At 62.1% G+C, this 24,133-nt stretch carries 26 protein-coding genes; 11 read left to right on the top strand and 15 right to left on the bottom strand.

Annotation, left to right across the window (positions count from 1 at the left end):
• A partial coding sequence (folE2, locus tag WA145_RS12605) for a GTP cyclohydrolase FolE2 (protein ID WP_422581903.1) occupies nt 1-863 on the bottom strand: 863 nt, incomplete at its 3' end.
• Between the two features lie 76 nt (nt 864-939).
• Here folE2 and dksA point away from each other — a divergent pair.
• The 4 genes from dksA (at nt 940) to WA145_RS12625 (ending at nt 5,065) form a co-directional block, all read left to right on the top strand.
• Nucleotides 940-1,365 (top strand): RNA polymerase-binding protein DksA, encoded by a 426-nt coding sequence (dksA, locus tag WA145_RS12610; protein ID WP_422581904.1) that lies wholly within the window; start codon nt 940-942, stop codon nt 1,363-1,365.
• Between the two features lie 14 nt (nt 1,366-1,379).
• Nucleotides 1,380-2,585: a zinc metallochaperone GTPase ZigA gene (zigA, locus tag WA145_RS12615; RefSeq protein ID WP_422581905.1), complete on the top strand. Its 1,206-nt coding sequence runs from the start codon at nt 1,380-1,382 to the stop codon at nt 2,583-2,585.
• Nucleotides 2,585-3,229, top strand: a complete 645-nt coding sequence (locus tag WA145_RS12620) for a DUF1826 domain-containing protein (RefSeq protein WP_422581906.1) — start codon at nt 2,585-2,587, stop codon at nt 3,227-3,229. Before zigA ends, WA145_RS12620 begins: the two co-directional genes overlap by 1 nt.
• A gap of 306 nt (nt 3,230-3,535) precedes the next feature.
• Nucleotides 3,536-5,065 (top strand): sensor histidine kinase, encoded by a 1,530-nt coding sequence (locus tag WA145_RS12625; RefSeq protein ID WP_422581907.1) that lies wholly within the window; start codon nt 3,536-3,538, stop codon nt 5,063-5,065.
• 1 nt (nt 5,066) lies between these two features.
• Here the strand turns inward: WA145_RS12625 and WA145_RS12630 are convergent, their stop codons facing one another.
• Nucleotides 5,067-5,420: an NADH:ubiquinone oxidoreductase gene (locus tag WA145_RS12630; protein ID WP_422581908.1), complete on the bottom strand. Its 354-nt coding sequence runs from the start codon at nt 5,418-5,420 to the stop codon at nt 5,067-5,069.
• A 138-nt stretch (nt 5,421-5,558) separates the two neighbouring features.
• Between WA145_RS12630 and WA145_RS12635 the strand changes: the two genes are divergently transcribed.
• The gene (locus tag WA145_RS12635) at nt 5,559-6,521 is read left to right on the top strand and encodes a CobW family GTP-binding protein (protein ID WP_422581909.1); all 963 of its coding nucleotides are present in this window, start codon (nt 5,559-5,561) and stop codon (nt 6,519-6,521) included.
• 45 nt (nt 6,522-6,566) lie between these two features.
• Here WA145_RS12635 and WA145_RS12640 read toward each other — a convergent pair whose 3' ends face one another.
• Both WA145_RS12640 and WA145_RS12645 read right to left on the bottom strand, forming a co-directional pair.
• Nucleotides 6,567-7,166 (bottom strand): hypothetical protein, encoded by a 600-nt coding sequence (locus WA145_RS12640; protein WP_422581910.1) that lies wholly within the window; start codon nt 7,164-7,166, stop codon nt 6,567-6,569.
• 52 nt (nt 7,167-7,218) lie between these two features.
• Complete coding sequence (locus WA145_RS12645) at nt 7,219-8,076, bottom strand: plasmid partitioning protein (protein ID WP_422581911.1); 858 nt, start codon at nt 8,074-8,076, stop codon at nt 7,219-7,221.
• A 276-nt stretch (nt 8,077-8,352) separates the two neighbouring features.
• On the opposite strand from WA145_RS12645, the gene WA145_RS12650 reads away from it, so the two are divergent.
• Nucleotides 8,353-10,095 (top strand): DUF1302 domain-containing protein, encoded by a 1,743-nt coding sequence (locus WA145_RS12650; protein WP_422581912.1) that lies wholly within the window; start codon nt 8,353-8,355, stop codon nt 10,093-10,095.
• 12 nt (nt 10,096-10,107) lie between these two features.
• Complete coding sequence (locus tag WA145_RS12655; RefSeq protein ID WP_422581913.1) at nt 10,108-11,469, top strand: DUF1329 domain-containing protein; 1,362 nt, start codon at nt 10,108-10,110, stop codon at nt 11,467-11,469.
• On the opposite strand, the gene WA145_RS12660 is transcribed toward WA145_RS12655, so the two are convergent.
• Nucleotides 11,466-12,086, bottom strand: coding sequence for a TetR/AcrR family transcriptional regulator (locus WA145_RS12660; RefSeq protein ID WP_422581914.1), 621 nt, complete (start codon nt 12,084-12,086; stop codon nt 11,466-11,468). The two genes, WA145_RS12655 and WA145_RS12660, sit on opposite strands and share 4 nt — an antisense overlap.
• Nucleotides 12,087-12,263: 177 nt before the next feature.
• Here WA145_RS12660 and WA145_RS12665 point away from each other — a divergent pair, with 177 nt between their 5' ends.
• The gene (locus tag WA145_RS12665) at nt 12,264-13,043 is read left to right on the top strand and encodes an alpha/beta fold hydrolase (protein WP_422581915.1); all 780 of its coding nucleotides are present in this window, start codon (nt 12,264-12,266) and stop codon (nt 13,041-13,043) included.
• A 171-nt stretch (nt 13,044-13,214) separates the two neighbouring features.
• Nucleotides 13,215-14,093 (top strand): alpha/beta fold hydrolase, encoded by an 879-nt coding sequence (locus WA145_RS12670; protein ID WP_422581916.1) that lies wholly within the window; start codon nt 13,215-13,217, stop codon nt 14,091-14,093.
• 50 nt (nt 14,094-14,143) lie between these two features.
• On the opposite strand, the gene WA145_RS12675 is transcribed toward WA145_RS12670, so the two are convergent.
• The 4 genes from WA145_RS12675 to WA145_RS12690 all read right to left on the bottom strand — a co-directional run bounded on the left by WA145_RS12675 (nt 14,144) and on the right by WA145_RS12690 (nt 18,062).
• A complete protein-coding gene (locus WA145_RS12675) occupies nt 14,144-14,548 on the bottom strand; it encodes a DUF3301 domain-containing protein (protein ID WP_422581917.1) in 405 nt (134 codons plus the stop codon).
• A gap of 12 nt (nt 14,549-14,560) precedes the next feature.
• The gene (locus WA145_RS12680) at nt 14,561-15,049 is read right to left on the bottom strand and encodes an acyl-CoA thioesterase (protein WP_422581918.1); all 489 of its coding nucleotides are present in this window, start codon (nt 15,047-15,049) and stop codon (nt 14,561-14,563) included.
• A gap of 139 nt (nt 15,050-15,188) precedes the next feature.
• The gene (locus WA145_RS12685) at nt 15,189-16,556 is read right to left on the bottom strand and encodes a glutamine synthetase family protein (RefSeq protein WP_422581919.1); all 1,368 of its coding nucleotides are present in this window, start codon (nt 16,554-16,556) and stop codon (nt 15,189-15,191) included.
• A 114-nt stretch (nt 16,557-16,670) separates the two neighbouring features.
• Nucleotides 16,671-18,062: an aspartate aminotransferase family protein gene (locus tag WA145_RS12690; protein WP_422581920.1), complete on the bottom strand. Its 1,392-nt coding sequence runs from the start codon at nt 18,060-18,062 to the stop codon at nt 16,671-16,673.
• Between the two features lie 233 nt (nt 18,063-18,295).
• Here WA145_RS12690 and WA145_RS12695 point away from each other — a divergent pair, with 233 nt between their 5' ends.
• Complete coding sequence (locus WA145_RS12695; RefSeq protein ID WP_422581921.1) at nt 18,296-18,952, top strand: GntR family transcriptional regulator; 657 nt, start codon at nt 18,296-18,298, stop codon at nt 18,950-18,952.
• Between the two features lie 42 nt (nt 18,953-18,994).
• Here WA145_RS12695 and WA145_RS12700 read toward each other — a convergent pair whose 3' ends face one another.
• The gene (locus WA145_RS12700) at nt 18,995-19,405 is read right to left on the bottom strand and encodes an SMI1/KNR4 family protein (protein ID WP_422581922.1); all 411 of its coding nucleotides are present in this window, start codon (nt 19,403-19,405) and stop codon (nt 18,995-18,997) included.
• A 134-nt stretch (nt 19,406-19,539) separates the two neighbouring features.
• Between WA145_RS12700 and WA145_RS12705 the strand changes: the two genes are divergently transcribed.
• A complete protein-coding gene (locus WA145_RS12705; RefSeq protein ID WP_422581923.1) occupies nt 19,540-20,133 on the top strand; it encodes a hypothetical protein in 594 nt (197 codons plus the stop codon).
• Between the two features lie 3 nt (nt 20,134-20,136).
• Here the strand turns inward: WA145_RS12705 and WA145_RS12710 are convergent, their stop codons facing one another.
• The 5 genes from WA145_RS12710 to WA145_RS12730 all read right to left on the bottom strand — a co-directional run.
• On the bottom strand, nt 20,137-20,505 hold the full coding sequence (locus WA145_RS12710) for a VOC family protein (protein ID WP_422581924.1): 369 nt from the start codon (nt 20,503-20,505) through the stop codon (nt 20,137-20,139).
• A gap of 129 nt (nt 20,506-20,634) precedes the next feature.
• Nucleotides 20,635-21,480 (bottom strand): Tim44 domain-containing protein, encoded by an 846-nt coding sequence (locus tag WA145_RS12715; protein ID WP_422581925.1) that lies wholly within the window; start codon nt 21,478-21,480, stop codon nt 20,635-20,637.
• A gap of 234 nt (nt 21,481-21,714) precedes the next feature.
• Nucleotides 21,715-22,293, bottom strand: coding sequence for a TetR/AcrR family transcriptional regulator (locus tag WA145_RS12720; RefSeq protein WP_422581926.1), 579 nt, complete (start codon nt 22,291-22,293; stop codon nt 21,715-21,717).
• Nucleotides 22,294-22,478: 185 nt separating this feature from the next.
• Nucleotides 22,479-23,567, bottom strand: coding sequence for a TRAP transporter substrate-binding protein (locus WA145_RS12725; protein ID WP_422581927.1), 1,089 nt, complete (start codon nt 23,565-23,567; stop codon nt 22,479-22,481).
• Between the two features lie 33 nt (nt 23,568-23,600).
• The coding region (locus tag WA145_RS12730; RefSeq protein WP_422581928.1) for a 3'-5' exonuclease at nt 23,601-24,133 on the bottom strand (533 nt) is incomplete at its 5' end.

Here is a 24,133-nt window from a genome sequence, read left to right on the forward strand (position 1 = left end):
ACCGCATCATGGGCGTGCAGACTTTCCGCATGCACCACGCGCAGCTGGAAGGCGCTGAGTTCGGGCTGTAGCAACAGGGCGCTGTGCAGGCGGCGGGCGGCGTCTTCGCAGAACATCAGGTTCTGCCCGTTGGCCAGGGCAAAGGCCTGCTCGTCGGCGCGCTTCACCGCGGTTTGCACCGCGGTACCGAGGGCCTGTTCGGCGCTGTCGATCAGCTCAACCAGCGGCAACTCTGCGCAGTCGCTGTGCAGGCGTACCTGCAGGGTGGCTGCGCTGCGCTGGCTGTGCGGTGTGGCGACGATGCCCTCGGCTGAACCGAGCCAAGCCAACAGTTGCGCGTGGTCCAGCGGCTGGTTGGCGAAGTCCTCGATAAAGCGCTGCTGAATCAGTTGGCGCGCCAACGCGGCGGAGCAGGGGCAGGTCGAGGAATAGGCCACTTCTACCTGCAGTTCCACGTGAAACCCCCATGCATCCTGGCGTGCACGCACTTCGAAGGGGTAGGACTTCCAGCCGGCGAGGGGGCTGACCAGCGCCGGGCGACTGAGCAAGGCCTCGCCGCGCAGGTGAATGGACGCCTGCTGCGACAGGTCTTGATGGCTGTCGAGAAACTCGCCCAGCAGTTGCTGCAGCGTTGCCGGAGTCAGTTCGCGCTGTTCGAGGGCATGCAGGGCCAGGTACAGGCGCGACATATGAATGCCACGGGCGTTGCCGTCATCCAGGCTGACCCCGACATCGGCGCGGGCATGGATGCGTTGCCCGGCCAGGTTGACCGGCAGCGCGATGCCCTGCATGCCGACCCAGTCCAGGGCCTGTGCATGAGCAGGCGTTTGCGCGGCTATATCCGGCAAGGTCAGTGCGTTCATCAGAAATCTGCCGCTCGGTAGTGGGTTTAAATGTTATGTTATAACAAGTAAATTACAAAGCCAGCGAATCCTGACGATGACCGCAACCCCGCTCACCCGCGCCGAACTGCTCGCCCAGCCGGCGGATGACTATATGAACGCCGCGCAGCAGCAGTTCTTCCGCACGCTGCTGCTCAACCAGCGCGGCGAACTGCAAAGGCGCATTGCCGAAGAATTCGAAGGCCTGCGCGAGCGCGAAACCAGCAGCGACCCCGCCGACATTGGTAGCGCCGAAGAGCAGCGCCAGTGGCAGCTGCGTCTGCTGGAGCGGGAAAAGAAGCTGCTGGACAAGATCGACGAAGCCCTGGATCGCCTGGCCCGTGGCGAATATGGCTGGTGCCGGGAAACCGGCGAGGCCATTGGCCTCAAGCGCCTGCTGCTGCGGCCCACCGCGAGCCTGTGCATCGAAGCCAAAGAGCGCCAGGAACAACGCGAAAAGCATCTGCGCCACGCAGAATTTTGATGGAGCCTGAAACCATGACCAAACGCCTTCCCGTAACCGTGCTGTCCGGCTTTCTCGGTGCCGGCAAAAGCACCCTGCTCAACGCCATCCTGAAAAACCGTCAGGGCCTGAAAGTGGCGGTGATCGTCAACGATATGAGCGAGATCAATATCGATGGCAGCGAAGTTCAGCGTGATGTCAGCCTGAATCGCGCCGAAGAAAAGCTTGTGGAAATGAGCAATGGTTGCATCTGCTGCACCCTGCGCGAGGATTTGCTGGAGGAAGTCGGCCGCCTGGCCCGTGATGGCCGTTTCGACTATTTGTTGATCGAATCCACTGGGATCAGCGAGCCGCTGCCGGTGGCGGAAACCTTCACCTTCCGTGGCGAAGACGGCCAGAGCCTGGCCGATGTGGCGCGCCTGGACTGCATGGTGACGGTGGTCGACGGGGTGAACTTCCTGCGTGATTTCCACGAGGCCGAGAGCCTGGCCAGCCGGGGCGAAACCCTGGGCGAGGAGGACGAGCGCTCGATCACCGACTTGCTGATCGAGCAGGTGGAGTTCGCCGATGTGTTGCTGGTGAGCAAGATTGACCTGATCAGCAGCCACGAGCGCGAAGAGCTGCTGGCCATCCTCAAGGGCCTTAACACCCATGCCGAAATCGTGCCGATGGCCATGGGCGCGGTGCCGCTGGACAAGATCCTCAACACCGGCCGCTTCGATTTCGAGCGCGCCGCCCAGGCGCCGGGCTGGCTCAAGGAGCTGCGCGGCGAGCATCTCCCGGAAACCGAGGAGTACGGCATTGCGTCCACGGCGTACCGGGCGCGCAAGCCGCTGCATCCCGAGCGCTTCTTCAATTTCATCAATCGCGAATGGAGCAATGGCCGCCTGCTGCGCAGCAAGGGTTTCTTCTGGCTGGCCAGCAAGTACCAGGAGGCCGGCAGCTGGTCCCAGGCGGGTGGCTTGATGCGTCACGGCTTTGCCGGGCGCTGGTGGCGCTTTGTACCCAAGGCGCAGTGGCCGACCGACGAAGAAGGGCTGCAGGCGATCATGAAAAACTGGCAGGCGCAGAGCGGCGACTGTCGCCAGGAACTGGTGTTTATCGGCCAGAACATCGACTTCGCTCAGCTGACCGCAGAGCTGGATGCCTGCCTGCTGACCGAGGCGGAAATGGCCCTGGGTGTGGATGCCTGGCAGGCGCTGCCCGATCCGTTCGGCCAATGGCATGAGGAGGCCGCCTGATGTTGGCTGCCGCACTTAGACCGGCGCCACAGCAGCGCCTGAGTGAAAACATCGAGGTGCTCGGCGAGGTGCTGCGTGATGAGGTCAACCTGGCCGTCTGGCAGCGTCAGTTGCCGGCGCAGATCAGCGATTTCGCCAGCGCCTTGCTGGCTCATGGCGAGCCGCTGGGGCAATCCATCGTGTTGGAGCTGGCCAGCCCGGAGAGCACGCCGAACCTCAGTGGCCTGGTCGATGGCTACAGCGATCTACCGGGCCAGGCGGCGTTTCTGCAGGACCTAAGCTGGCTGGTTGGTGCGTTTGCCTGCCTGTTCGACGCCAAACGCATCGGCCTGCGTCTGCGCATCCTCGACAAGGCCATGTGCCCGCGTTTTCACGTCGACCATGTGCCGGTGCGGTTGATCACCAGCTACGCCGGGGTCGGCACCCAGTGGCTGGTGGAAGGCGTGATGTCGCGTCGGCATCTCGGCGAGCCGACTGCCGAGCCGCTGGATGGGGGCTCGATCGAACGGGCGGAGGCCGGTCATGTGCTGCTGGCCAAGGGGGAAAAGTGGGTCGGCAATGAAGGCTGCGGTCTGATTCACCGCTCACCGCAGCTCCAGCCCGATGAGCGGCGGTTGTTGCTGACACTGGACTGGTTGGCTTGATGGTGGGTCGAGCAGAGCCAGCTGACTTGTCCTAAGCTGGCTCTTGCAGGTCGCTACTTAATCAATTGCAGGGCTTGCACATGGGCAGTTGGCGACTCACCGGGTGAGCCTCACATCAAGGTTGACTTGCATCAGCCTACAACTCCTGTTGTTGTCTCCCGGTATTACCGGGTGTTTCTATCGGTGGGGGTTGAAGGCATGCAGCTTTGGGTTCGGGCAGGGTATTCGGCGGAATCATTTGAGCAATTGAGCCAGAGGGTTTTCGGCAATGTCATATTGCTTATTGCCCTTATTTCGCTGCCTGCCGTGTTGTTATCGCTGTGGCGTGCCAGCTTTATGGGTTGGCAGCTGTTTATGGCCGTACAGATGCTGGCCTGCCTGTTGGTTTGGGGCATGGTGCTGCTGCGTGAGCGTCTGTCAATTTCGATACGCCTGGTCTTGTTGGCGGTCGTGTTCTTCCTGTTCGTCACCCCCTCGACTTTGCAGCTTGGGCCCGTCGCTGAATCCCGGGGCTTTTTGATGTTTCTGGCCTTTCTGGTCGGGCTGTTCGCCACGCCCCGGGCGGTGTTGCTGCTCAGTGGCGTGATTCTGCTTTGGGTGTTTGGTTTTGCCTTGTTGGCGGTCAATCAGGGCTTACCGCTGCAGATTTATGACTATAAAGCCTACAGCGAACAGCCTGCCGTCTGGGTGGTAATGGCCATGGTCATCGGCTTGTTCAGCGCCTGTATTGGCTATGTGGGCTCGGCACTTGTGCAGCATCTCAAGCACCAGGCCCAGGCGCTGCAAGTTAATGAAGCCCGCCTGCGCGGGCTGTTCGAGTTATCGCCCATCGGTATCGTTTTGAGTGATGTGCGCACTGGCCGATTTCTGGAGGCCAATGAGCAGTTATTGAGTGACACCGGTTACAGCCAGGGGGAATTTCTCCAGCTCGATTATTGGCAGATCACTCCCCGCGAGTATGAGACCCAGGAGGCTCAACAGCTTCATCTGTTGCTGGAGCAAGATCGTTTTGGCCCCTACGAAAAAGAGTTGATACGAAGAGATGGCAGCCGCTTTCCGGTGCGGGTCAAGGGCCTGCTGCTCAGGGATGCTCAAGGGCAACGGCAGATATGGTCAATGGTCGAGGATATTACCGAGGAGAAGCGTCTGGCCAAGATGCAGCGCGAGTTTGTATCCACCGTCAGCCATGAACTGCGCACCCCACTGACGTCCATTACCGGTGCATTGGGGCTAATCAGTGGTGGTGTTCTCGGCGAGTTGCCGGACAAGGCACGGGACATGCTGGAAATCGCTCGGCAGAACAGTCAACAGTTGGCCCTGCTGGTCAATGATCTGCTGGATATGGAGAAGCTGTTGGCGGGCAAGATGGCGTTCAACTTGCAACCCAGAGCGCTATTGCCTTTGGTCGAACAGGCACTGCGTAACAACCAGGGGTATGCCGAACAGCATCAGGTGCAGCTCAGCCTGGTCAGCCAGGTGGATGCCCAGGTTCTAGTCGATGATTTGCGCCTGGAGCAGGTGCTGAACAACCTGCTGTCCAACGCGGCCAAGTTCTCCCCGAGCGGCGCCCAAGTGGAAGTGGATATTCGGGTGCACGAGGGGTGGGTCAGGGTCAGTGTGCAGGATCATGGCAGTGGCATTGCGCCGGAGTTCCAGGCCAGGGTTTTCGATAAATTTACTCAAGCCGATTGCTCGGATACCCGAAGTAAGGGCGGGACGGGCTTGGGCCTGGCCATAAGCCGTCAGTTGCTGGAGCGTATGGGCGGGCGTATTGCCTTTGAAAGCCGGCTTGGCGAGGGGTCAACGTTCTACTTTGAGCTGCCGCTGTGTGAATAAATCAGCGCGCCATCCACACGCCCTTGCTCTGCTGCTCGCAGAAGGGCTTGAGGTAGGTGGCGTCGCTGGCCACGCCGTAATAGTGCACATCCTGCTTATAGGGTGTGCCACCGACGGTGGAATTGCGGCATACGCCGAAAGCGCCCATCGGGCACTGTTCGACAAACTCCACCTCGACCTTCTGGCCCTGCAGCTGCGGCTGGCAGAAGCCGGTGCGGAACAGAGTGGGCGGGATGCTACGGTTCTGCTGGCAGACCTTCACATCCAGGCGCTCGGCCTGACTATGCACCACGCAGGCCTCACCCCAGGCCAGGCTGGACAGTGTGAACAGGCTCAGCAGCAGAAAAGCGCGCATCAATTGACCCTCTGAAAATATGCCGGCGACTCTAGCATGCCGCTTTTGATCAGTCTGCGTGGGGGTGGCGTCTCTAGGAGCCGTTAGAATGAACGCAGCCGAAATCCTCTTCACGATAGGCAGTGGCAAGCGCCGATTATGCTGAAAAATATCCCCACCCATGTGATTGCCGGGCCGCTCGGTGCCGGCAAGACCAGCCTGATCCGCCATCTGCTGGCGCAGCGCCCAGCGCATGAGCGCTGGGCGGTGCTAGTCAATGAGTTCGGCCTGATCGGTCTGGACGCCGCGCTGCTGACCAGCGATGACGACGGCGTTGCCTTGGGTGAAGTGGCCGGCGGCTGCCTGTGCTGCGTGAACGGCGTGCCGTTTCAGGTCGGCCTCGGTCGCTTGCTGCGTAAGGCCAAACCGCATCGCCTGCTGATCGAACCCTCCGGTCTGGGTCATCCGCTGCAATTACTCGAACAACTGCGCGAAGCACCCTGGGCCGGCGTGCTGGCGCTGCAGGAACCGCTGCTGGTGCTGGATGCCCAGGCCCTGGCCGCGGGCGACGCGCTGCCGCAGAGCCAGCAGGCAACCTTGAGTAGCGCCGGCTTGTTGCTGCTAAACAAGGCCGAAGGGCTGGATGATGCGGCCAAGGCGCGCATCCAGGCGCAGCTGCCAGCGCGGCCGATGTACTGGACCCGTCAGGGCGCATTACCACTGGCGGAGCTGCCCGGTTTTAGCGCCCAGGCCAATAGCGGCGGCATGCTGGATAACCTGCCCACCGGCAATGCGACCTTGCCGCAACTGTGGCGCAGCCCGAGCGAACCGATCTGCCAGGTTCAGCAACAGGCCGAAGGCTGGAGCATCGGCTGGCGCTGGCACCCCAGCCAGCGTTTCGAGCTGATGCAGGTGCAGCACTGGCTGAGCACCTTGCCCTGGCGTCGCGCCAAGCTGGTGCTGCACAGCAACGCTGGCTGGCTGTCAGCGAATGCCTTGAATGGCCAGGCCTTGCATTGGCAAAACAGCGAATGGTGCAAGGACTCGCGGTTGGAGCTGATCTTCGCTGAGGCGCAGGATATGTCGGCGTTGCAGGCCGGGTTTGCCGCCTGCCTGATGTGATGCGTCGGTTGTTGTTGCCACGCTTTGTTGGAGACCCGGTAAGGCTTATTGGCTCGGTTGAGCCAGCGTTGGCAGCTGCTGCAAGTCGCCGATAATCCTTTGGCTGTAGCGATTGACCAGCGTGGGCACATTGTCCTGCTGGTAGTGCTGCAAGGACGGCTCGATATAGCGCCACTTACGCTGGATGCTCTGCAGCAGCGCCAGCGGGTCCGCTAGTGGTGGGTAGTGGGCGCTCAAGGTGTCGCTCAGGCGCGTCAGCAGGCAGTTCAGCTGGATCAGTTCGGCAATCGACCCGTCGCTTGGGCTGTGCTGTTGCTGCAGGCTGTGCGCCAACTCCTGCAACAGGGTGCGGTAGGCAGGCCACTGCTGGCGCAGCTGCTGCAAGCTGTTGAGCCCGCCGCCGTCCGTTGGCTCGGCCAGTTGGCTGAGCAGCTGATCGGTCTGGGTGACACGCTGCTGCACCGAAGCCAGGTGCGCCGGATCGCTGTCGACCCCGTACAACAGGTAGAAATCGCCCAGTGAGCCGCTAAGGTCGAGGCGTATCTGCTGCAGCTGCGTGGCCGGTTGTGCACTAGTCGCGTAGCTGTTTAAGCAGGCGAGTAAGGTCGCTAGCGCGCACAACCGGCGCAGATATAAATGCTTCATGGAGGTGTTCTGAGGTGCGGCCGGGCATCTACCCGGCCGCCTGTTGAGGGGGTCAGGGGTAGGCGTTAAACCAGGCCAGGGTCTTGCCCGGCGAGGCATCGAACCATTCATGCTGGCCCAACGACTCGGTGTAACGCCCGGTGGGAATGCCCTGATAGAGCAGGCGGTCGTAGTACATGTCCATGCTCCACCAGGGCACGACGGCGTCGACAAAACCGTGGATAAAGTAGGTCGGTGGGTGATCGGCTGGCAGGGTGTCCGGTACCGAGCAGATGGGCCCGCTGCAGGTCGCGTAGGAACCGGAGTGCACCACCAGCGCCTTGAACTGGCCCGGGAAGCTGACGGCCATGCGGCTGGTGTTGTAGCCGCCGCTGGAGATGCCGGTGGCGTATTTGCGCTGGCCGTTCAAGGGGCCGAAATGACCATTGTCGATGGCCTGGAACAGGTTGCTGAGGAAGGTGAAGTCCGTGCTGGTTTCATACAGCTCTCCCGACAGGCCGGGGATATTGGTGTGCCAGAACAGATCGGCCGGCGCGCTGGGGGCAATCACCGCATAGCCATTATCGAGCAGGGTTTTGATGGTCTTGCCTTCGTTGTACAGCTTGCCCAGCCACTCATTGCTGTAATAGACGAAGTGGTCCAGCGCAAAGAACGAACCTTGGTAGAACACCACCACCGGCCAGCCGCCGGGTGGCGGGGTGCCTGCGGGACGCTGGTAGATCACCTTGCGGGTCGCCAGCGCGCCGGAATTGATCCAGGTCGAATGATGGCTGCAGCTGATCTTGCCGGGTAGCAGCAGGGTCTTCTTGCGCTCGCTGCAGGGTGAGTCGGCCCAGCTTGGGCTTGTAAACAGGCACGTCAACAGGGCGATCAGGCCCAGCCGACGCACATTTTGCTTGGCAGTAAACATGTGCTGTCTCCAGTTTCTTATTGGTTTTTTATGGGTCGTCCTCCTGACGGTAATGGCTGATTCCCTGCATTCGCGAAGTAAATAGAAACCTGAATTCCGATTCCGTCAAGTCGACAAAGCCGCACAATCTGCGTGGTGCAGCGCGGCGATCTGTCTAGCGCAGGCCACTCACAGGAAGAAAAAATCTTTCTTAGTCTTGCCAAGACGAGACGTTGGTACTACTTTATCGGAACCGATGTTCCGGTTCCGATAAAAACAATACAGCAGGAGATCGTCGTGGCGACACAGAGATCAGCATGGACGGCAGGGTGCTTGGCATTGCTGGCGGCCAGCCAGGCAGATGCCTTTCAGGCGCGCTCAGGAGATTGGGCCCTGTCGTTGGATACCACCCTGTCTTACGGGGTGAATTACCGCATGGAGAGTCAGGACCGTCGCCTGATCGCCCGCGCCAATGGCGGCAAGGGCGATAACAGCGGCCTGATCAACTCCGATGACGGCAATCTCAACTTCAAGAAAGGTGAGTTGTTCTCGGAAGTGACCAAGGTGGTCACTGAGATGGACCTGAATTTTCAGGAGAACTACGGCATCTTTCTGCGCGCCCGCGGCTTCTACGATTTCGAGCTGAAGGACGATGATCGCCGCCACCGCGAGATTCCCAGCAAGGGGCTGGACGATGCCGGCTCCAGCGTCGACCTGCTGGATGCCTTCGTCTACGGCAGCTGGACTGTGGCTGACCGCGCGCTCAACGCCCGCCTGGGCCGTCAGGTGATCAACTGGGGCGAGGGGCTGTTCTACCAGAACGGCATTGGCGCAACCAACCCGGTCGACCTCAATGCCTTGCGCGCGCCAGGCTCCGAGCTGAAAGAAGCCTATATGCCGACCCTGATGGGCTATGCCTCGTTCGAGCTGAGCGATGGCCTGTCCATCGAGGGTTACTGGCAGCCCGGCAGCGCCTGGGACGAAACCAAGATCGACCCCTGCGGCACCTATTTCTCCACATTGGATGTACTCGGTGGTGGTTGCAATTACCTGATGTTGCCCCCTTTGCAGGAACCGTTGCTCGGCGGCCAGGCCTTTGACAGCCCCGAGCAGGCCCAAGCCTTTGCCGATAGCCTGGGGCCAGGCTTCGTCAATGACCTGCTGCGCGGTTACTTGCCGACGACTTATATCCCGCGGGGCAAGGATGTAGAGGCCGATGATGCCGCGCAGTTTGGCGTGGCCATGCGCTGGATGGTGCCGGAACTGAACGACAGCGAGCTGGGCTTCTACTACCTGCGCTACAACATGAACGTGCCGATGCTCGGCCTGACGGTTGGCCAGCCGGTGGTGCTGCCCGTGGTGGGCGCGTTGCCGTCTGGAACCAGCGCCAACTACTACGCCGAATACCTGGAAAAGCGTCACCTCTATGGCCTGAGCTTTAACACCAGTATTGGCGGCGACAGCATCCTCAATGGCCTGTCGGTGGCTGGCGAACTGAGCTACCGGCCCAATGCGCCGATTGCCCTCGGCCTGGGCGAATACCTGCCAACTGCATTGCTGGGCAACCTGGCCGGCATGCCGGTCGGCACGCGTCTCGATGGCTTCGAAGAGAAGGCCATGTGGCAAGCCTCGCTGGTGGGTATCTACAGCTTTAACAACCTGCTCGGGGCCAATGCCGCCACCCTGATGACGGAGGTGGTCGGCAGCCGGGTCCAGGGCCTGGAGTCGGATGTCGATTACTACGGCGCCACGTCCAGTGCCTGGGGCGCGCAAAGCAGCCTGTCGCTGACCTATAGCAACGTGTTCAACGTGGTCAATCTGGTGCCCAGCGTCAGTTACCAGTACGGCATCAACGGTGTTGCACCACAGCTGACCAACGGCCTGCTGGAAGAGCGCAAAAGCTATTCGCTGGGCCTTGATGCGATCTATCAGGAGTCCCTGACGGTCGGCGTCAAATATGTCGGCTACAGCGGCGGCGGCTTAGCCAACAAGCTCAGTGACCGCGACTACCTCGGCTTCAACATCAAATACAGTTTCTAGGACGAGATCACCATGAAGACTTCAGGATTGTTGCGCGCCAGCCTGTTCGGCACTTTGTTACTGAGCAGCGCGCTGGCCCAGGCTCAGGTGGATGCCGCCCAGGCCGCACGTCTCGGCCAGGACTTGACCCCTATCGGTGCCGAGAAAGCCGGCAATGCTGCCGGTACCATTCCGGCCTGGGACGGTGGCCTGGCCCGCGATGCCAGCGCCTTCGACCCTGCGAAGGGTTATCGCGACCCTTACGCCGCCGATCAACCGCTGTTCAGCATCACTGCGGCCAATGCCCAGCAGTACCGCGAGCAACTCAGCCCCGGTCAGTTGGCGATGCTCACGCGCTTTAGCGACAGCTGGAAGCTCAACGTCTACCCGACCCGGCGCTCGGCCTCCTACCCGGACAAGGTGTATGCCGCGGCCAAGCACAATGCGACCTCGGCCAAGCTGATCGAAAGCGGCAACGGCATCGCCGATTTTAAGCTGGCCACGCCATTCCCAGTGCCGCAGTCGGGGCTGGAAGTGCTGTGGAACCACCTGGTGCGCTTCCGCGGTGACAGCGTCAAGCGCTACTACGCCCAGGCGGTGCCACAGGCCAGCGGCAGTTACTTTATGACCAAGATCGAAGACCTGTTCCTGTTCAACCAGGCGGCCGGCGACCAGAGCCAGAGCGACGGCAATATTCTCTTCTACTTCCGTCAGTCGGTACTCGCTCCGGCGCGTCTGGCCGGCACCGAGTTGCTGGTGCACGAGACCGTCAACCAGGTCAAGGAGCCGCGTCTGGCCTGGCTCTACGCGTCGGGCCAGCGCCGGGTACGCCGCGCGCCGAACGTGGCCTATGACTCCCCCGGCACCTCATCGGACGGCATGCGCACCACCGATAACTTCGACATGTTCTCCGGCGCGCCGGACAAGTACGACTGGCAACTGGTGGGCAAGAAGGAACTTTACGTGCCGTACAACAGCTATCGCCTGGCGGCCAAGAGCAACACGTACAGCGACATCGTCAAACGCGGGCACATCAACCCGGACCTGCTGCGTTACGAGCTGCACCGGGTCTGGCATGTGCGCGCCACGCTGAAGGCCGGCATGCGCCATCAGTACAAGCAGCGCGATATGTATTTTGATGAAGACAGCTACCAGATCCTGGTGGTCGATCACTACGACAACCGCGACACCCTGTGGCGGGTCGGCGAGTCCTACACCATCAACCTGTATGACCAGCCGTTGGTCTGGACCAAGGGCGATGCGGTGTATGACTTGATCGGCGGTCGCTATGTCATCGGCGTGTTGTCCAATGAAGAGCCTGCCAATCAGTTTGATATTGCCTTGAAACCGTCCGACTTCACCCCGGCACAATTACGCAGGGACAGTCGACGTTAATGTTTGGCAACTTGCAGATAATTGCAGATGAGCGTGGAAAGTTCTCCGGGAATGACTTCCCTGGGAGTTTCACCGAGTGTCCCGACCATGGTCAGGTAATTCATGCTGGCCAACAGCATATGTGCGGAAAGATCGGCAGCCTGTTGCGGTTGTGGGTGGCCGAATTCGCTCTGGCGGGCCAGGACGATGCGACAGAAGGTCTGACCGATATAGGCATTGAGCTGGTGGAAACGCTGGCGAAATTGCAGATCGGCCGAGCTGCGGCGAACCAGGGCACGCAGCAGGCCTTCACGCCCGGCGAACAGATCGATCATGCCTTGGATAAACCCCTCGATCTGCTCGGACACCGGCAGATCGCTGTGGCTGAGGTCGCAGGCCAGTGCGTCGATAGCACTGCGGCCCTGTTCGACAAAGCGCTCATGCACGGCGTAGAGCAGCACATCCTTGTCGCCCAGCAGGCGGTAGAAGGTGCCCACCGAGGACTCGGCCAGTTGCGCAATCTGGGAAATGCCGGTGTCTTCGAAGCGATTGTCCGCAAGCAATTCGGCAGCCACGTTGAGGAAGCGTTCCAAGGCTTTTTTACTGCGAGCCTGAGTCGGGCTGGAAATGCTGTTCATTAGGAGTTCTCTATACGAAGCAGGCCGATTCTAGGTTTTTCGGCACAATAAGGCAAACGCCAGCGTAATAACTAAGTTGGCAATCTGAATATATTTATTAGTTGTTTCCTGATAACCGTCGCGGTTCAGGAGGGCAGGTTAATTAGTGCCCTGGTTATTATTAAAAGGAGTTTAGTTATGCACTACATTCAATTGAAAGCTGGCCGTTGTGCCTATATTCGCAAAGGCCAGGGCATGCCGGTGCTGTTACTGCATGGCCTGGGCTCATCCTGGCAGGACTGGCAGCCGCAAATCGAGGCGTTGTCGCGCTTTGCCGAAGTGTTCGCCCTCGATTTACGCGGTCATGGCGCCAGCGAACCTCTACACGGGCCGGTCAGCGTGGCTGAGTTGGCGGAGGATGTCGGCGAGTTTATTCGCATCCAGGCTATTCAGGGCTGTGTGCTGGTGGGCATTTCCATGGGCGGTATGGTCGGCTTCCAGTTGCTGGCGCAGCAGCCGGAACTGGTCGGGCGTCTGGTGGCGATCAACAGTGCGCCGAGTTTCCCCCTGGATTCCTGGGCCTTACGCGGCAAGGTGCTGTTGCGCCTGGCGCTGATTCGCCTGCTCGGCTTGAAGGCCATGGGTCGCCTGCTGGCGCGCAAGCTGTTCCCCTATGCCGAGCAGAGTGAGCTGCGCCGGCGCACCGCCATGCGTATCGGTGCGAACGACCCGGTGTCCTACCTGCATGCGATCCGCGCGATTCTCGGCTGGTCGGCGCTGCCAGCCGTCAATGGCGTCGACACACCGATGCTGATTGTTGCCGGCGACCGTGATTACACGCCACTGGCCTACAAACAGGCCTATGTCGCGGCGCTGCGCAATGCCGAATTGCAGGTGGTGGCCGATTCCGGGCACGCCACGCCACTGGATCAACCCGAGCAATTAAATGCCCTGCTGGAGCGCTTTATTCGCGGCTAGTAGTTGGGTAAGAGGTGAGTGTGGACATTCGGGCACCAACAGGTGCCCATTTTTTATGCGCGGCATCCATGGGCCAGGATTCGGGTACGTATCTGCGCGCCATTTTGAACCGATGCTCGGCGACAGACGTGCAGCGCAGTAAACTGGCGCGCCTACGACAGCGAGCCGGTTATGAATCTTCAACCCTGGTCCCACGACAGCAGCGCCGGCTTTACCCTGCGTGGCTGGCATACCCCGCCTTCGGGCAAACCCGTGCTGCATTTTCTGCATGGCAACGGCTATTGCGGGCGGGTCTACACGCCGCTGCTGGCGCTGTTGGCCGAGGATTTCGACCTGTGGTTGTGCGATGTGCAGGGGCATGGCGAGAGTGATCACGGTGGCCGCTTCCACGGTTGGAACCGCAGCGCAGAACTGGCGGTAGAAGCCTTTAACGCAGGGCGTGAGCGGTTTGGCGGTGCGCCGGCCTATGCCTTGGGCCACAGCTTTGGCGGGGTGTTGACCAGCCTGATGCTGGCCCAGCAGCCGCAGCTGTTCCAGCGCGCGGTATTGCTCGATCCGGTGCTGTTCAGCCCGGCGATGATCGGGGTGATGGTGTTGTCCGATGTGATGGGCCTGAGCCGGCGCACCACTTTGGCCAGCAAGGCGCTCAAGCGCCGCAGCAGCTGGCCGGATCGCGCCTCTGCCCATGCAGCACTGCATGGCCGTGGGATGTTCCGTGGCTGGACCGAAGAGGCGTTTGCCGCCTATATCCAGCATGCCTTGAAAGACAGCGACAAGGGCGCCGAGCTGCGTTGTCGGCCGAGCCGGGAGGCGGACATCTTCAGCTCCTTTCCCAGGCGTCTGTGGCCGTCGCTGGCCAAGGTGATCACGCCGACTCAGGTGCTTTACGGGCAACGCAGTTACCCCTTTGTCGCCAAGTCGGTGGCACGCTGGTGCGCCAGCAATGCCCAGGTCAGCGCCCATGTTATGCCGGGTGGGCACTGCTTTATGCAGGAGCAGCCGGCCGAGAGCGCGGCCCGCGTGGTGCACTTTCTGTTGCAGCGCGATTAGTCAGCCGCCGCGAGACTGGCTGGCTGATCCGCCTCGGGCTTGAATCGCCCTCAGTGGCGCGTAGTGGTGTCGTCCGAACGGTGTTGCTGACTGCGCCACTGCTGCATTTCAATCACCTGAGCGCTGGGCGTCGGCGGTTCACGGAAGGGATGCGGCGCCAGCTCGATCCGCCCCAGCTGCTGGCCGAACATCACGATGCTGCCGGCGTGCCGCTGCTCGCCGGTGACGGTGAACTCGAAGCCATACACCCGCGCCAAGCGCTTGCGCCCGCGTGCATCGGGCAACAGGGCGAGCCGGCGCAGGGCGACATTGCCATCGAGCAATTCCACATCGACCTTGGCGCAATGCTGCTGCACCAGGGTCAACGCACGCTCGCGCAGGCCGTGGGCATGCCACAGCCAGGCGCAGGCGGTGGCGAACAGCATCAGCAGAAATACATCGAAGAGGTCGATCATATTAGGGCCTGCTTACTCTGCTGTTTTTTCGTTCAGGGCCTGGTAACGCTGTTGCAGTTCGTCGCGGATTTGCCGGCGTTGCAAGGCCTGGCGCTGGCGGCGCAGGGCATCGGCCGTGGTGGGTTCGAGGGCAGGGATAGGTGCGGGTTTGCCCTGCTCATCCACCGCGACCATGGTGAAGAAGCAGCTGTTGGTGTGGCGCACCGAGCGCTCGCGGATATTTTCCGTGATCACCTTGATGCCGACCTCCATCGAGGTGCGCCCGGAGTAGTTGACCGAGGCGAGGAAGGTCACCAGTTCGCCGACATGGATCGGCTCACGGAACATCACCTGGTCCACCGACAGGGTCACCACGTAGCAGCCGGCATAGCGGCTGGCGCAGGCGTAGGCCACCTCATCGAGGTATTTGAGCAGGGTGCCGCCATGCACCTTGCCGGAGAAGTTGGCCATGTCCGGGGTCATCAGGACGGTCATCGACAGCTGGGCATTTCCGGGTTCCATAACGGGCTCTGTGCGGGGATGTTGCGCAACCATAGCAGCTGGCGAATGCCCTTGGCTGCGTTTAAGGCGCTGAAGAAGCCGCGCCGGCGCCGCGTACGGCTTCAGCAATGGCTTCTTCAGCGCGGCACGCTCGCCCGCTTCAGGCGTGGGTCAGGTACCAGCGCCAATCCTGCTCGCCGACTTCGCCCATAAACTGGCGAAATTCGGCCCATTTGATCGCCAGAAACACCTTGAGGAAGTCCTCGCCCAGCGCCTGCTTGGCCCAGCTGGAGTTTTCCAGCGCGCGCAGGGCGGTAAGCCAGTCGGTGGGCAGGGTTTCGCGGGCCTGTTCGTAGCCGTTGCCGACGATTGCCTCGCCCGGATCGATCTGGTTTTTGATGCCGTGATGGATGCCGGCGAGGATTGCCGCCGCTGCCAGATAGGGGTTGGCGTCGGCGCCGCAGATGCGGTGTTCCACATGCCGGCTGTTGGCCGGGCCGCCGGGTACGCGGAATGACACGGTGCGGTTGTTCACCCCCCAGCTCTTGGCCAGCGGCGCATAGCTGTTGGCCTGGAAGCGGCGGAACGAGTTGGCGTTGGGGCAGAAGATCGCCAGGGCGTCGTTGAGCGTGGCCAGCATGCCGCCAATCGCATATTTCAACAGCGGCGTGCCATGTGGGTCTTCGGATGCCATCAGGTTATTGCCCTCGGCGTCGGCCAGCGACACGTGCATATGCAGGCCGCTGCCGGCCAGGTCGCCGAACGGCTTGGCCATAAAGCAGGCTTGTAACCCATGTTTATTGGCCACGCCCTTGACCAGGCGCTTGTAGCGCACGCCTTCGTCGATGGCTTGCAGCGCGTCGAAGCGGTGCTCCAGGGTCAGCTCCAGCTGGCCGGGGGCGTATTCGGAAATCGCCGTGCGCACCGGCAGGCCCTGTACTTCGCAGGCGGCGTAGAGGTCGTCGAGGAAGGCTTGCTGCTGCTCCAGCTCCAGCACGCCGTAGACCTGCGGCGCCTGCGGGCGCACGCCGTTGGCTTGCAGTGCCGGCTGCGGGCGGCCGTTGCCGTCGCGCTGTTTATCCAGCAGGTAGAACTCCAGCTCCACCGCCATCACCGGGTGGTAACCGTCGGCCTTGAGCCGGTCGATGGCGCGCACCAGCACATGCCGTGGGTCGGCCGGGGCGGCCGGCAGGCCCTGGGTCGGGTGCATGCTCACCTGCAGCTGGCCGGTGGGCAGCGCGCGCCAGGGTTGCAGGCACAGGCTGCCGGGCAGCGGGTAGGTCCAGCAGTCGGCATCGGCGACTTCCCAGACCAGGCCGCTTTCTTCCACGTCCTCGCCCTGGATGGTTAGCGCCAGGATCGAGCTCGGCAGCGGCCGGCCGTGCTCGTAGATGGCCAGCAGCTCGTCGCGGTGCAGCAGCTTGCCGCGCGGGATGCCGTTGGCGTCGATCAGCATCAGCTCGATGCTGCGCACGTCGGGGTGGGCGGCGAGGAAGTCACGGGCTTCCTGGGGATTGGCAAATTGCATGGTCGGATCTCGTGGTGGAGCCTGGGTAGGATGGTTGAGCGTAGCGATACCCATGCGGTGACGGGCGATGGGTATCGCAGGCTCAACCCATCCTACGGTTTAGGGGCACCCGGCTTATTCACGGGCGCCGGGGATGGCCAGCAGCTCGCTCAGGGCCGCATCGAGCATGCCGATCAGCTGGTCCACATCGTCCGCCGTGGTGCTCGGGCAGCACAGGGTCATGTTGTGGAACGGGGTGATCAGGATGCCGCGGTTGATCAGGTATAGGTGCAGGGCCATCTGCAGTTCATCGTGGAACGCCGCTTCGGCTTCGGCACCGGTCTTCGGTGACACCGGGCAGAACTGGAACTCGCTACGCGCGCCCAGCTCGGTTACCGACCACTTCAGCTCGTGCTTGCCGATCAGCGAACGGAAGCCATCGGCCAGGCGTTTGGCCAGCGGCAGCATATGCGCGTAGGCGGCCTCGGTCATCACCTGCTCCAGGTTGGCGCGCATGCAGTGCATGGCCAGGGCGTTGGCCGACAATGTGGTGCCCATGCCGCTGTGACCGTGGCCGTGGCTGCCCTCGCTGGCACGCTTGCGCGCGGCGGTCATGGCGCCTGCCATCGCTGCGCTGCAGCCGAAGATGCCGCAGGGCACGCCGCCGGCAATCGGCTTGCCGACCACGAAAAAGTCCGGCTCCAGATCCCATAGTTTGGTGCAGCCACCCATATCGGTGGAGATGGTGTGGGTCTCGTCGATGATCAGCAGCGCACCGTACTTGCGCGTCAGCTCGCGGCATTGCTGCATAAAGCCCGGCTCGGGCAGGACCATGCCGATATTGGTCATCGCCGGCTCGCAGAGCAGGGCACACACGTCGCCTTTAGCCAGCGCGGCTTCCAGTGCGGCTACGTCGTTGAACGGGATCGAGCGACTGTGCTGGGTCAGGTCATAGGCCTGGCCGACTAACCCTGAGCGCGGCACCGTCTCGCCGTCGATGCAGCGCACCATCACGTCATCCACGGTGCCGTGGTAGCAGCCGTCGAACACCAGCAGGGTGTTGCGCTGGGTGATCGCGCGGGCCCAGCGCAGCACATAGCGGTTCGAGTCGGTGGCGGTGGCGGTGACCTGCCAGAACGGCAGACCGAAGCGCGCCGCCAGCAGCTCGCCGCAGACCACCGCGTCTTCGCCCGGCAGCATGGTGGTCAGGCCGTGGTTGCCCTGATCACTGATGGCCTTGGCGATCGGCTCCGGCGAGTGGCCGAACATGCTGCCGGTGTCGCCCAGGCAGAAGTCGATATATTCGTGGCCGTCCACGTCATAGAAGCGCGCGCCCTTGGCCCGCTCGACGAACAGCGGCACCGGGGTCGACCAGTCGGCCATCCAGTGCATCGGCACGCCACCGTACAGCGAATTACGCGCGCGTTCGGCCAGGGCCACGGACTTGGGGTTGCGTGCGATAAAACGTTCGCGCTCGCGCTGGGCGAACGTTGCTACGGCGGCTGGGCTGATACCACTGGCAGTCATGTTGAACACCTCGTTCGAATATCTGCACATGGTAATTTGTGATCACAGATAAGTCAATAGATGTCTTAAAAGCGCTAATAGGTTAAATTTAACTTAACTTGTGATCACAGATTCTGGTGCGCCGAACCGGGATCCGTCTTTTATCATCTGTAGATAGAGATTCCGCCATGCACAACTGCTCACTGACCCTCGCCCAACTCCCTGCACCGCCGGCACAAGGACGCTGCTAAGCCATGGCCGATAACCTGCAGGATCAGCTTTACCAACGTATTCGTGAAGGCTTACTGGCCGGGCGTTTCCAGCCCGGCGAGCGCTTGAAGATTCGTGACCTGGCCGCCGAATGGGGCACCAGCCCGATGCCGGTGCGCGCCGCCTTGCAGCGTCTGGTCGCCGAAGGGGCGCTGGAAGGCGAGCCGCAGCGCTCGGTGCGGGTACCGCCGATGACCCGCGAGCGCTACCAGAATATCTTTCAGGTGCGCCTGGGCCTGGAAGGCCTGGCCGTGGAGCTGGCCACCCCGCGCCTGACCCCGGCCGATCTGGCCGAGCTGCGCGCCTGCGTGGCGCGTATGGATCAGGCCATCGAACAACGGCAGGTTCAGGCCTATCTGGCTGCCAACAGCCAGTTCCATCTGCGCCTGTACGGTGCCTGCGGCAACCCGGTATTGCTGCGCTCAATCGAGTCGCTGTGGCTGCAGATCGGCCCGTTTTTCAACCGCCTGTTCACCGGCGCCGACCTGTCGTTACGGCTGAATGACTTCCATGAAGACGCCTTTGCCGCCATCGCAGCCGGTGATGCCAAGGCCGCGCGCCAGGCCATGGAACAGGACCTGAGTTACTTTGCGCGGTTCTTGCTCAACCTGCTCGACCTGGAACCTGGCCCGCTAGGTTAACAGCGGACTGTCGCGCCTCTACGCTGCGGCATAGAACAGGGCTCAGCTTTCCAGCCAGACGTCGCGTACCCAGTGCCAGACCGACTCCCAGGTTTCGTCTGGGTTGATCTCGCCGGTTTCCGCTTCCCACAGCAGCACGGTGCCGTCTTCTTCCACCACATAGTAGTTGCCGTGGTCTTCACACAGCGGCACGAACTCGCGCGGCACGCCGAGGGACCAGGCGGTGGCGGCGACTTCCGGCAGGTAGGTGTGTGATTGCGGGTCGCTGGCGGTGACGGGCTCCAAACGGCCGTAGACCACGTCGCTGACCTGCAGCAGGTATTCGCGCAGGGCGAAGGGCAGGTGGATCAGGATCTGTTCCTGAATCTCCACCAGGGTCTCTTCTTCCGGCAACTCCAGCGGGACGGGCACCGGCTCGTTGAGTTCGCGCAACTGTTCGATGACTTCTTCCACGGTGTCTGCCTCTTTAATTACGGGTAATGCGGGAGCGTCTTATACCCTAGACGGGTCTAAGCAAAAAGCTGGCACAGTGCTATTGTGCAGATGAGCAGTGCGTCAATTTTTGAACGTCATAAACTGGTCGAGTTATGAAAAGTCAAACGCAAGAGAGTGAAAGCGCTGCACTCAATGAGGAGCAGCGGCTGCAATTGCTGACCACCGCCGGCAAGCGCAATCGTCTGTTTATCCTGGCGCTGGCCGGGGTGCTGGGCAGCCTGATGCTGGCTTCGATTGGGCTGAATATCCACAGCGCGTTGAGTGCCGGCGATGAGCCGCGGATTCAGGCCCTGGAAAAGCAGGTGCTACGGCTTGAACAGCAGCTGGGGGTGCAGCAGACCGCGTTGAACAATCAGGAGGAGCTGCTGGCCAGTCAGCAGGCATCGCAGTTGACCGGTCTGTTCGAGCGTGCGGAAAATCCCGACAGCATCGCCGAAGTGAGCAAGGTATTGCAGGCCCAGGAGCGTGATTATCAGCTGGTGATGCAAGGCCTTAAGGTCGGTATGCGCGACCTGGCCAATATGCTGCCCGGTTCGCGCAGTTGGCTGGCGGATTACGAGGAAGCGATTGACCGCGCCCAGCTCAACAGCCGTAAGCGCAGTGAGGATATCCAGGCCTGGGGCGACAAGGCCCAGCAGCCTGCCCCGGCGGCCAAGCCGCCGGGTACGAGCGTCGACCCGGGCTAATACTTAGCCCATATGGAAGAACGCCAGCTTGTTGCCATCCAAGTCGCGGAAATAAGCACCGTAGAAGCCGGGCATGCGCTCGCCGGGTTCGCCTTCGCTGCTCGCGCCTAGGGCGATGGCTTTGGCGTAGAGCTTGTCCACACCTTCGCGGGAGCCGCCCGGCAAGGCAGTCATATGGCCGTTGCCAGGGTTGGCCGGTTGCTTGTCATAGGGTTGGCACACGGCAAGCATCGGCTGGCCCTTGGCGGCGCCATAGAAGGCCGCGCGGCCGATATCCATAACGATCTTGGCACCCATTTCGGCCAGTAAGGGGGTGTAGAAGGCCTTGGCCTTTTCGATATCGTTGGTGCCAAGCATGGTGTATCCGATCATCGTCGCATCCTCATGGTGGTTGGGTTGTGTGCATCGCTCACTTGAGTCTAACGCTGCCTGGCAATTACGCCCGCGAATAACGCGCAAAGAAAACCCGGGGCTTGCCCGGGTTGTCGATACGGCGAGGGATCAGCCGTTCTGGCGGATACCGGCGACCAGCCAGGGCTGGTTGTCACCGACCGCTCGTTCCAGGCGCCAGCTTTCGCTGAACACTTCGCCTTGGTCGAAGCGCGAAGTCTTGGCCACGCCGGTAAAGGTCAGGGTGGCGACGGTCTTGTCGCTGAGGTCGTCGACGCCATCCAGTTGCACATCGAGGTTATCGACGTAGGTGGACTGGAAGCCCTCGCCCAGGTCGGCCCGCTCGCGGCTGAGAAATTCCAGCAGCTGCGGGGTGACGAACTCGGCGATCTTCTCCATTTCGTTGGCATCCCAGTGCTGCTGCAGGCTGAGGAAGTGCTCGCGACCGGCGTTGATAAAGCTCTGCTCGTTGAACCAGGCCGGGGCGTTGATGACCGGCTTGATCGCGGCGCCGCCGCTGCCACCGAAGATCGATGCGGGAGCAGCGGGCATTTCACGCTGCATCGGTGCGCCGTTGGCAGTCGCCGGGCTGGCTTGCTGGCGACGGGCGGCGAGGAAGCGGAACAGCAGGAAGGCGATCAGGCCGAAGACCAGCATGTCCATGATTTGCAGGCCTTCGAAGCCATCACCCATAAACATCGAGGCCAGCAGGCCACCGGCGGCCAGGCCGGCCAGGCCGGCCAATGGGCCGAGCCAGCGCGAGGCGCCGCTGGCAGCAGGCTGCTTGCCGGCTACCGGGGCCGTGGCGGTTTGCTGGGTCGGCGCCTGGCGGGTCTGGTGGCTCGGCGCGGAGCCAAAGGATTTGCCGCTGCCCAAACGCTTGGCTTCGGCTTCGAAACTCATGGTAAGACCCAGGCTAAGGCACATGGCCAGGGCGACACTGAGAAAACGCTGCATGGTTGGCTGTCTCTTGGTTATAGGTTCTACGCGCGGCATCTTGCCCGGCGTGATCGCCGCTGGCTAGGCCTAGAATGTTTCCGGCTTTTGCTTTTGAGCGCATCTGCGTTGGCTATTGTCGACATGCTCAGTGTGTAGGTGGGGTTGAGGCGCGAAGCGACGACGCCCAACATCGCGTCCTTGTGGGGTGTCTCTTGCAGGTATCGCGTTGGGCTTCGCGCAGCTCGGCCCAGCCTACCGCCGCAGCAGCACCCGCAACGGCGCGCAGCGTAACTGGCTACGCAGCAGGGCGCGGAAGTCGGCGGGGTTTTGCTCGGGGTGGCGCAGCCAGTGAATAACGCAGCGTAGGTAGACGCCGGTCAGCAGACTTTCTTCGGCGATGCGCCGCAGGTGCAGGGTTTCCCGCTGCGCCGCTTCACGCCACCACTGCACGGTGCGGCTTATGCGTAGCAGGCCGCCAATCTGCAGGTGGATATGCCCCGGTTCCAGCTTGTACAGCAGCATCTGCCCGCTAACCGCGCGGTGCGTTGCCAGGCTGTCGAGCCAGGCGATCAGCAGTTCTTCCAGGCGTTTGGCCGGCTCCAGCGCCAGCAGGTCGGCGCCGGTGCCGCGCGTCAGCAGGGCCTGGTCGGCACGGTCGAACCAGGCTTCGACCAGTTGATCCTTGTCGCGGTAATGCACGGCGATGGCGTCCAGGCCCACACCCAGGTCGGCGGCCACATCGAACAGGTGCAGGCGCTCCCAGCCGCAGACATCGGCCAGCTTGAGGGCGCTATCGAGGATCTGCGCTGCTGTGATTGTCGGTTTTTTCATCGGCTCACCTCGCCAAGCAGTATGGGCCGAGGTGCGCGGGAGGCGGTGTGGAGTCGACCAACGGAAGCCGAAGCTTCCGTTGGTGCTGGGGCCGAATGCGTAGGATGGGTTAGCCGCGCAGCGGCGTAACCCATCAAGCCCTGGCGATGGGTAGCGCTGTGCTTAAGCCATCCTACAGCTATGGCTTAGCGCCAGTTGTACAACTCTTTCTCCGACAGCTGGTGCATCTGCCTGACCTGAGCCTGGAAGGCTTGCATCGAGGCCCAGATGCGGCCGTTCAGCTCGCTCTGCGCGGCCAGTTCGCCGAGCACCAGGGTGGACTGGTGCTGCATGGCATCGAGCACTTCGTCGGGGAAGCGCTTGAGCAGGGTGCCCTGCTGCTTCAGCTCATCCAGAGCCATGGCGTTGTGGTAGACGTAGTCATCCAGCATGTCCTGGCTGGCGGCGCGCGCGGCTTCGCGGAGAATCGCCTGCAGGTCGGCCGGCAGGCTGTCCAGGGCCTTCTGGTTGATCAGCAGTTCGAGCACCGCCTGCGGCTCCTGCCAGCCCGGGTAGTAGTAGAACTTGGCCGCCTTGTGCAGGCCGAAGGCCAGGTCGTTGTAGGGGCTGACCCAGTCGGTGGCATCGATGGCGTTGGTTTGTAGCGCAGTAAAGACTTCACCTCCGGGCAGGTTGACGGTGGTGGCGCCGAGCTTGCTCAGCACTTCGCCGCCCAGGCCCGGCATGCGGATTTTCAAACCTTTGAGGTCATCCAGCGAGTTGATTTCCTTGTTGTACCAGCCGCCCATCTGCATGCCGGTATTGCCCACCACCATGGGTTTTACGCCATAGGGCGCATAGGCTTCGTCCCACAAGGCCTGGCCGCCGCCCTTGCTTAGCCAGGCGTGCATTTCGCTGCTGGACAGGCCGAAGGGCACGGCGGTGAAGAACTGCGCCGCCGGCACCTTGCCCTTCCAGTAATAGGCCGCACCGTGACCCAGCTCGGCGGTGCCGCGCGACACCGCATCGAACACCTCCAGCGGCGGCACCAGCTCACCGCCGGCATACACCTTAATAGTCAGGCGGCCGTTGCTCATGGCCATGACCCGCTCGGCCAGACGCTCGGCAGCGGTGCCCAGGCCGGGATAGTTCTTTGGCCAGGCAGTGACCATCTTCCACTGGAAAGTCTGCACCGGCTCGGCGCTGGCTTGCGGGGCGGCGGGCTCTTCCTTGCAGCCGGCCAGGCCGAAGGCGACGAGCAGGGCGCTGGCGAGCAGCAGGGGGCGGCGGATCATGGGGGCTTCCTTATTGTTTGAATGGGCGATCGATCACAGCGCTTGCAGCTTGGCGTAGCTGAGCATCAGCCACTTGCTGCCCTCGCTCTCGAAATTCACCTGCACCCGCGCCTGTGCACCGCTGCCTTCGAAGTTGAGGATGGTGCCTTCGCCGAACAGCGCATGCTGCACGCGCTGGCCGAGGTTGAAGCCGGTGTCCGGCACGGCGCTGCCGGCGAACATACTGTCACCGCTCATGCTATTGCTGCCCAGATTACGGCTGACCGCGCCGAACGGCCGGCTGACGCTATTGGACAGGCGCACTTCCTGAATCAGCTGCGGCGGAATCTCGCGAACGAAGCGCGACACCTTGTTGTAGGTCTCGCTGCCATACAGGCGGCGCGTCTCGGCGTAGCTGATGACCAGCTTGCGCATGGCCCGGGTGATGCCGACGTAGGCCAGGCGGCGTTCCTCTTCCAGGCGGCCGGGTTCTTCCAGGCTCATCTTGTGCGGGAACAGGCCTTCTTCCATGCCCACCAGAAACACCTGGGGGAACTCCAGGCCCTTGGCGCTGTGCAGGGTCATCA

The organism is Pseudomonas sp., from assembly GCF_049301935.1.
In the GTDB taxonomy this organism is placed as follows: Bacteria; Pseudomonadota; Gammaproteobacteria; order Pseudomonadales; family Pseudomonadaceae; genus Aquipseudomonas.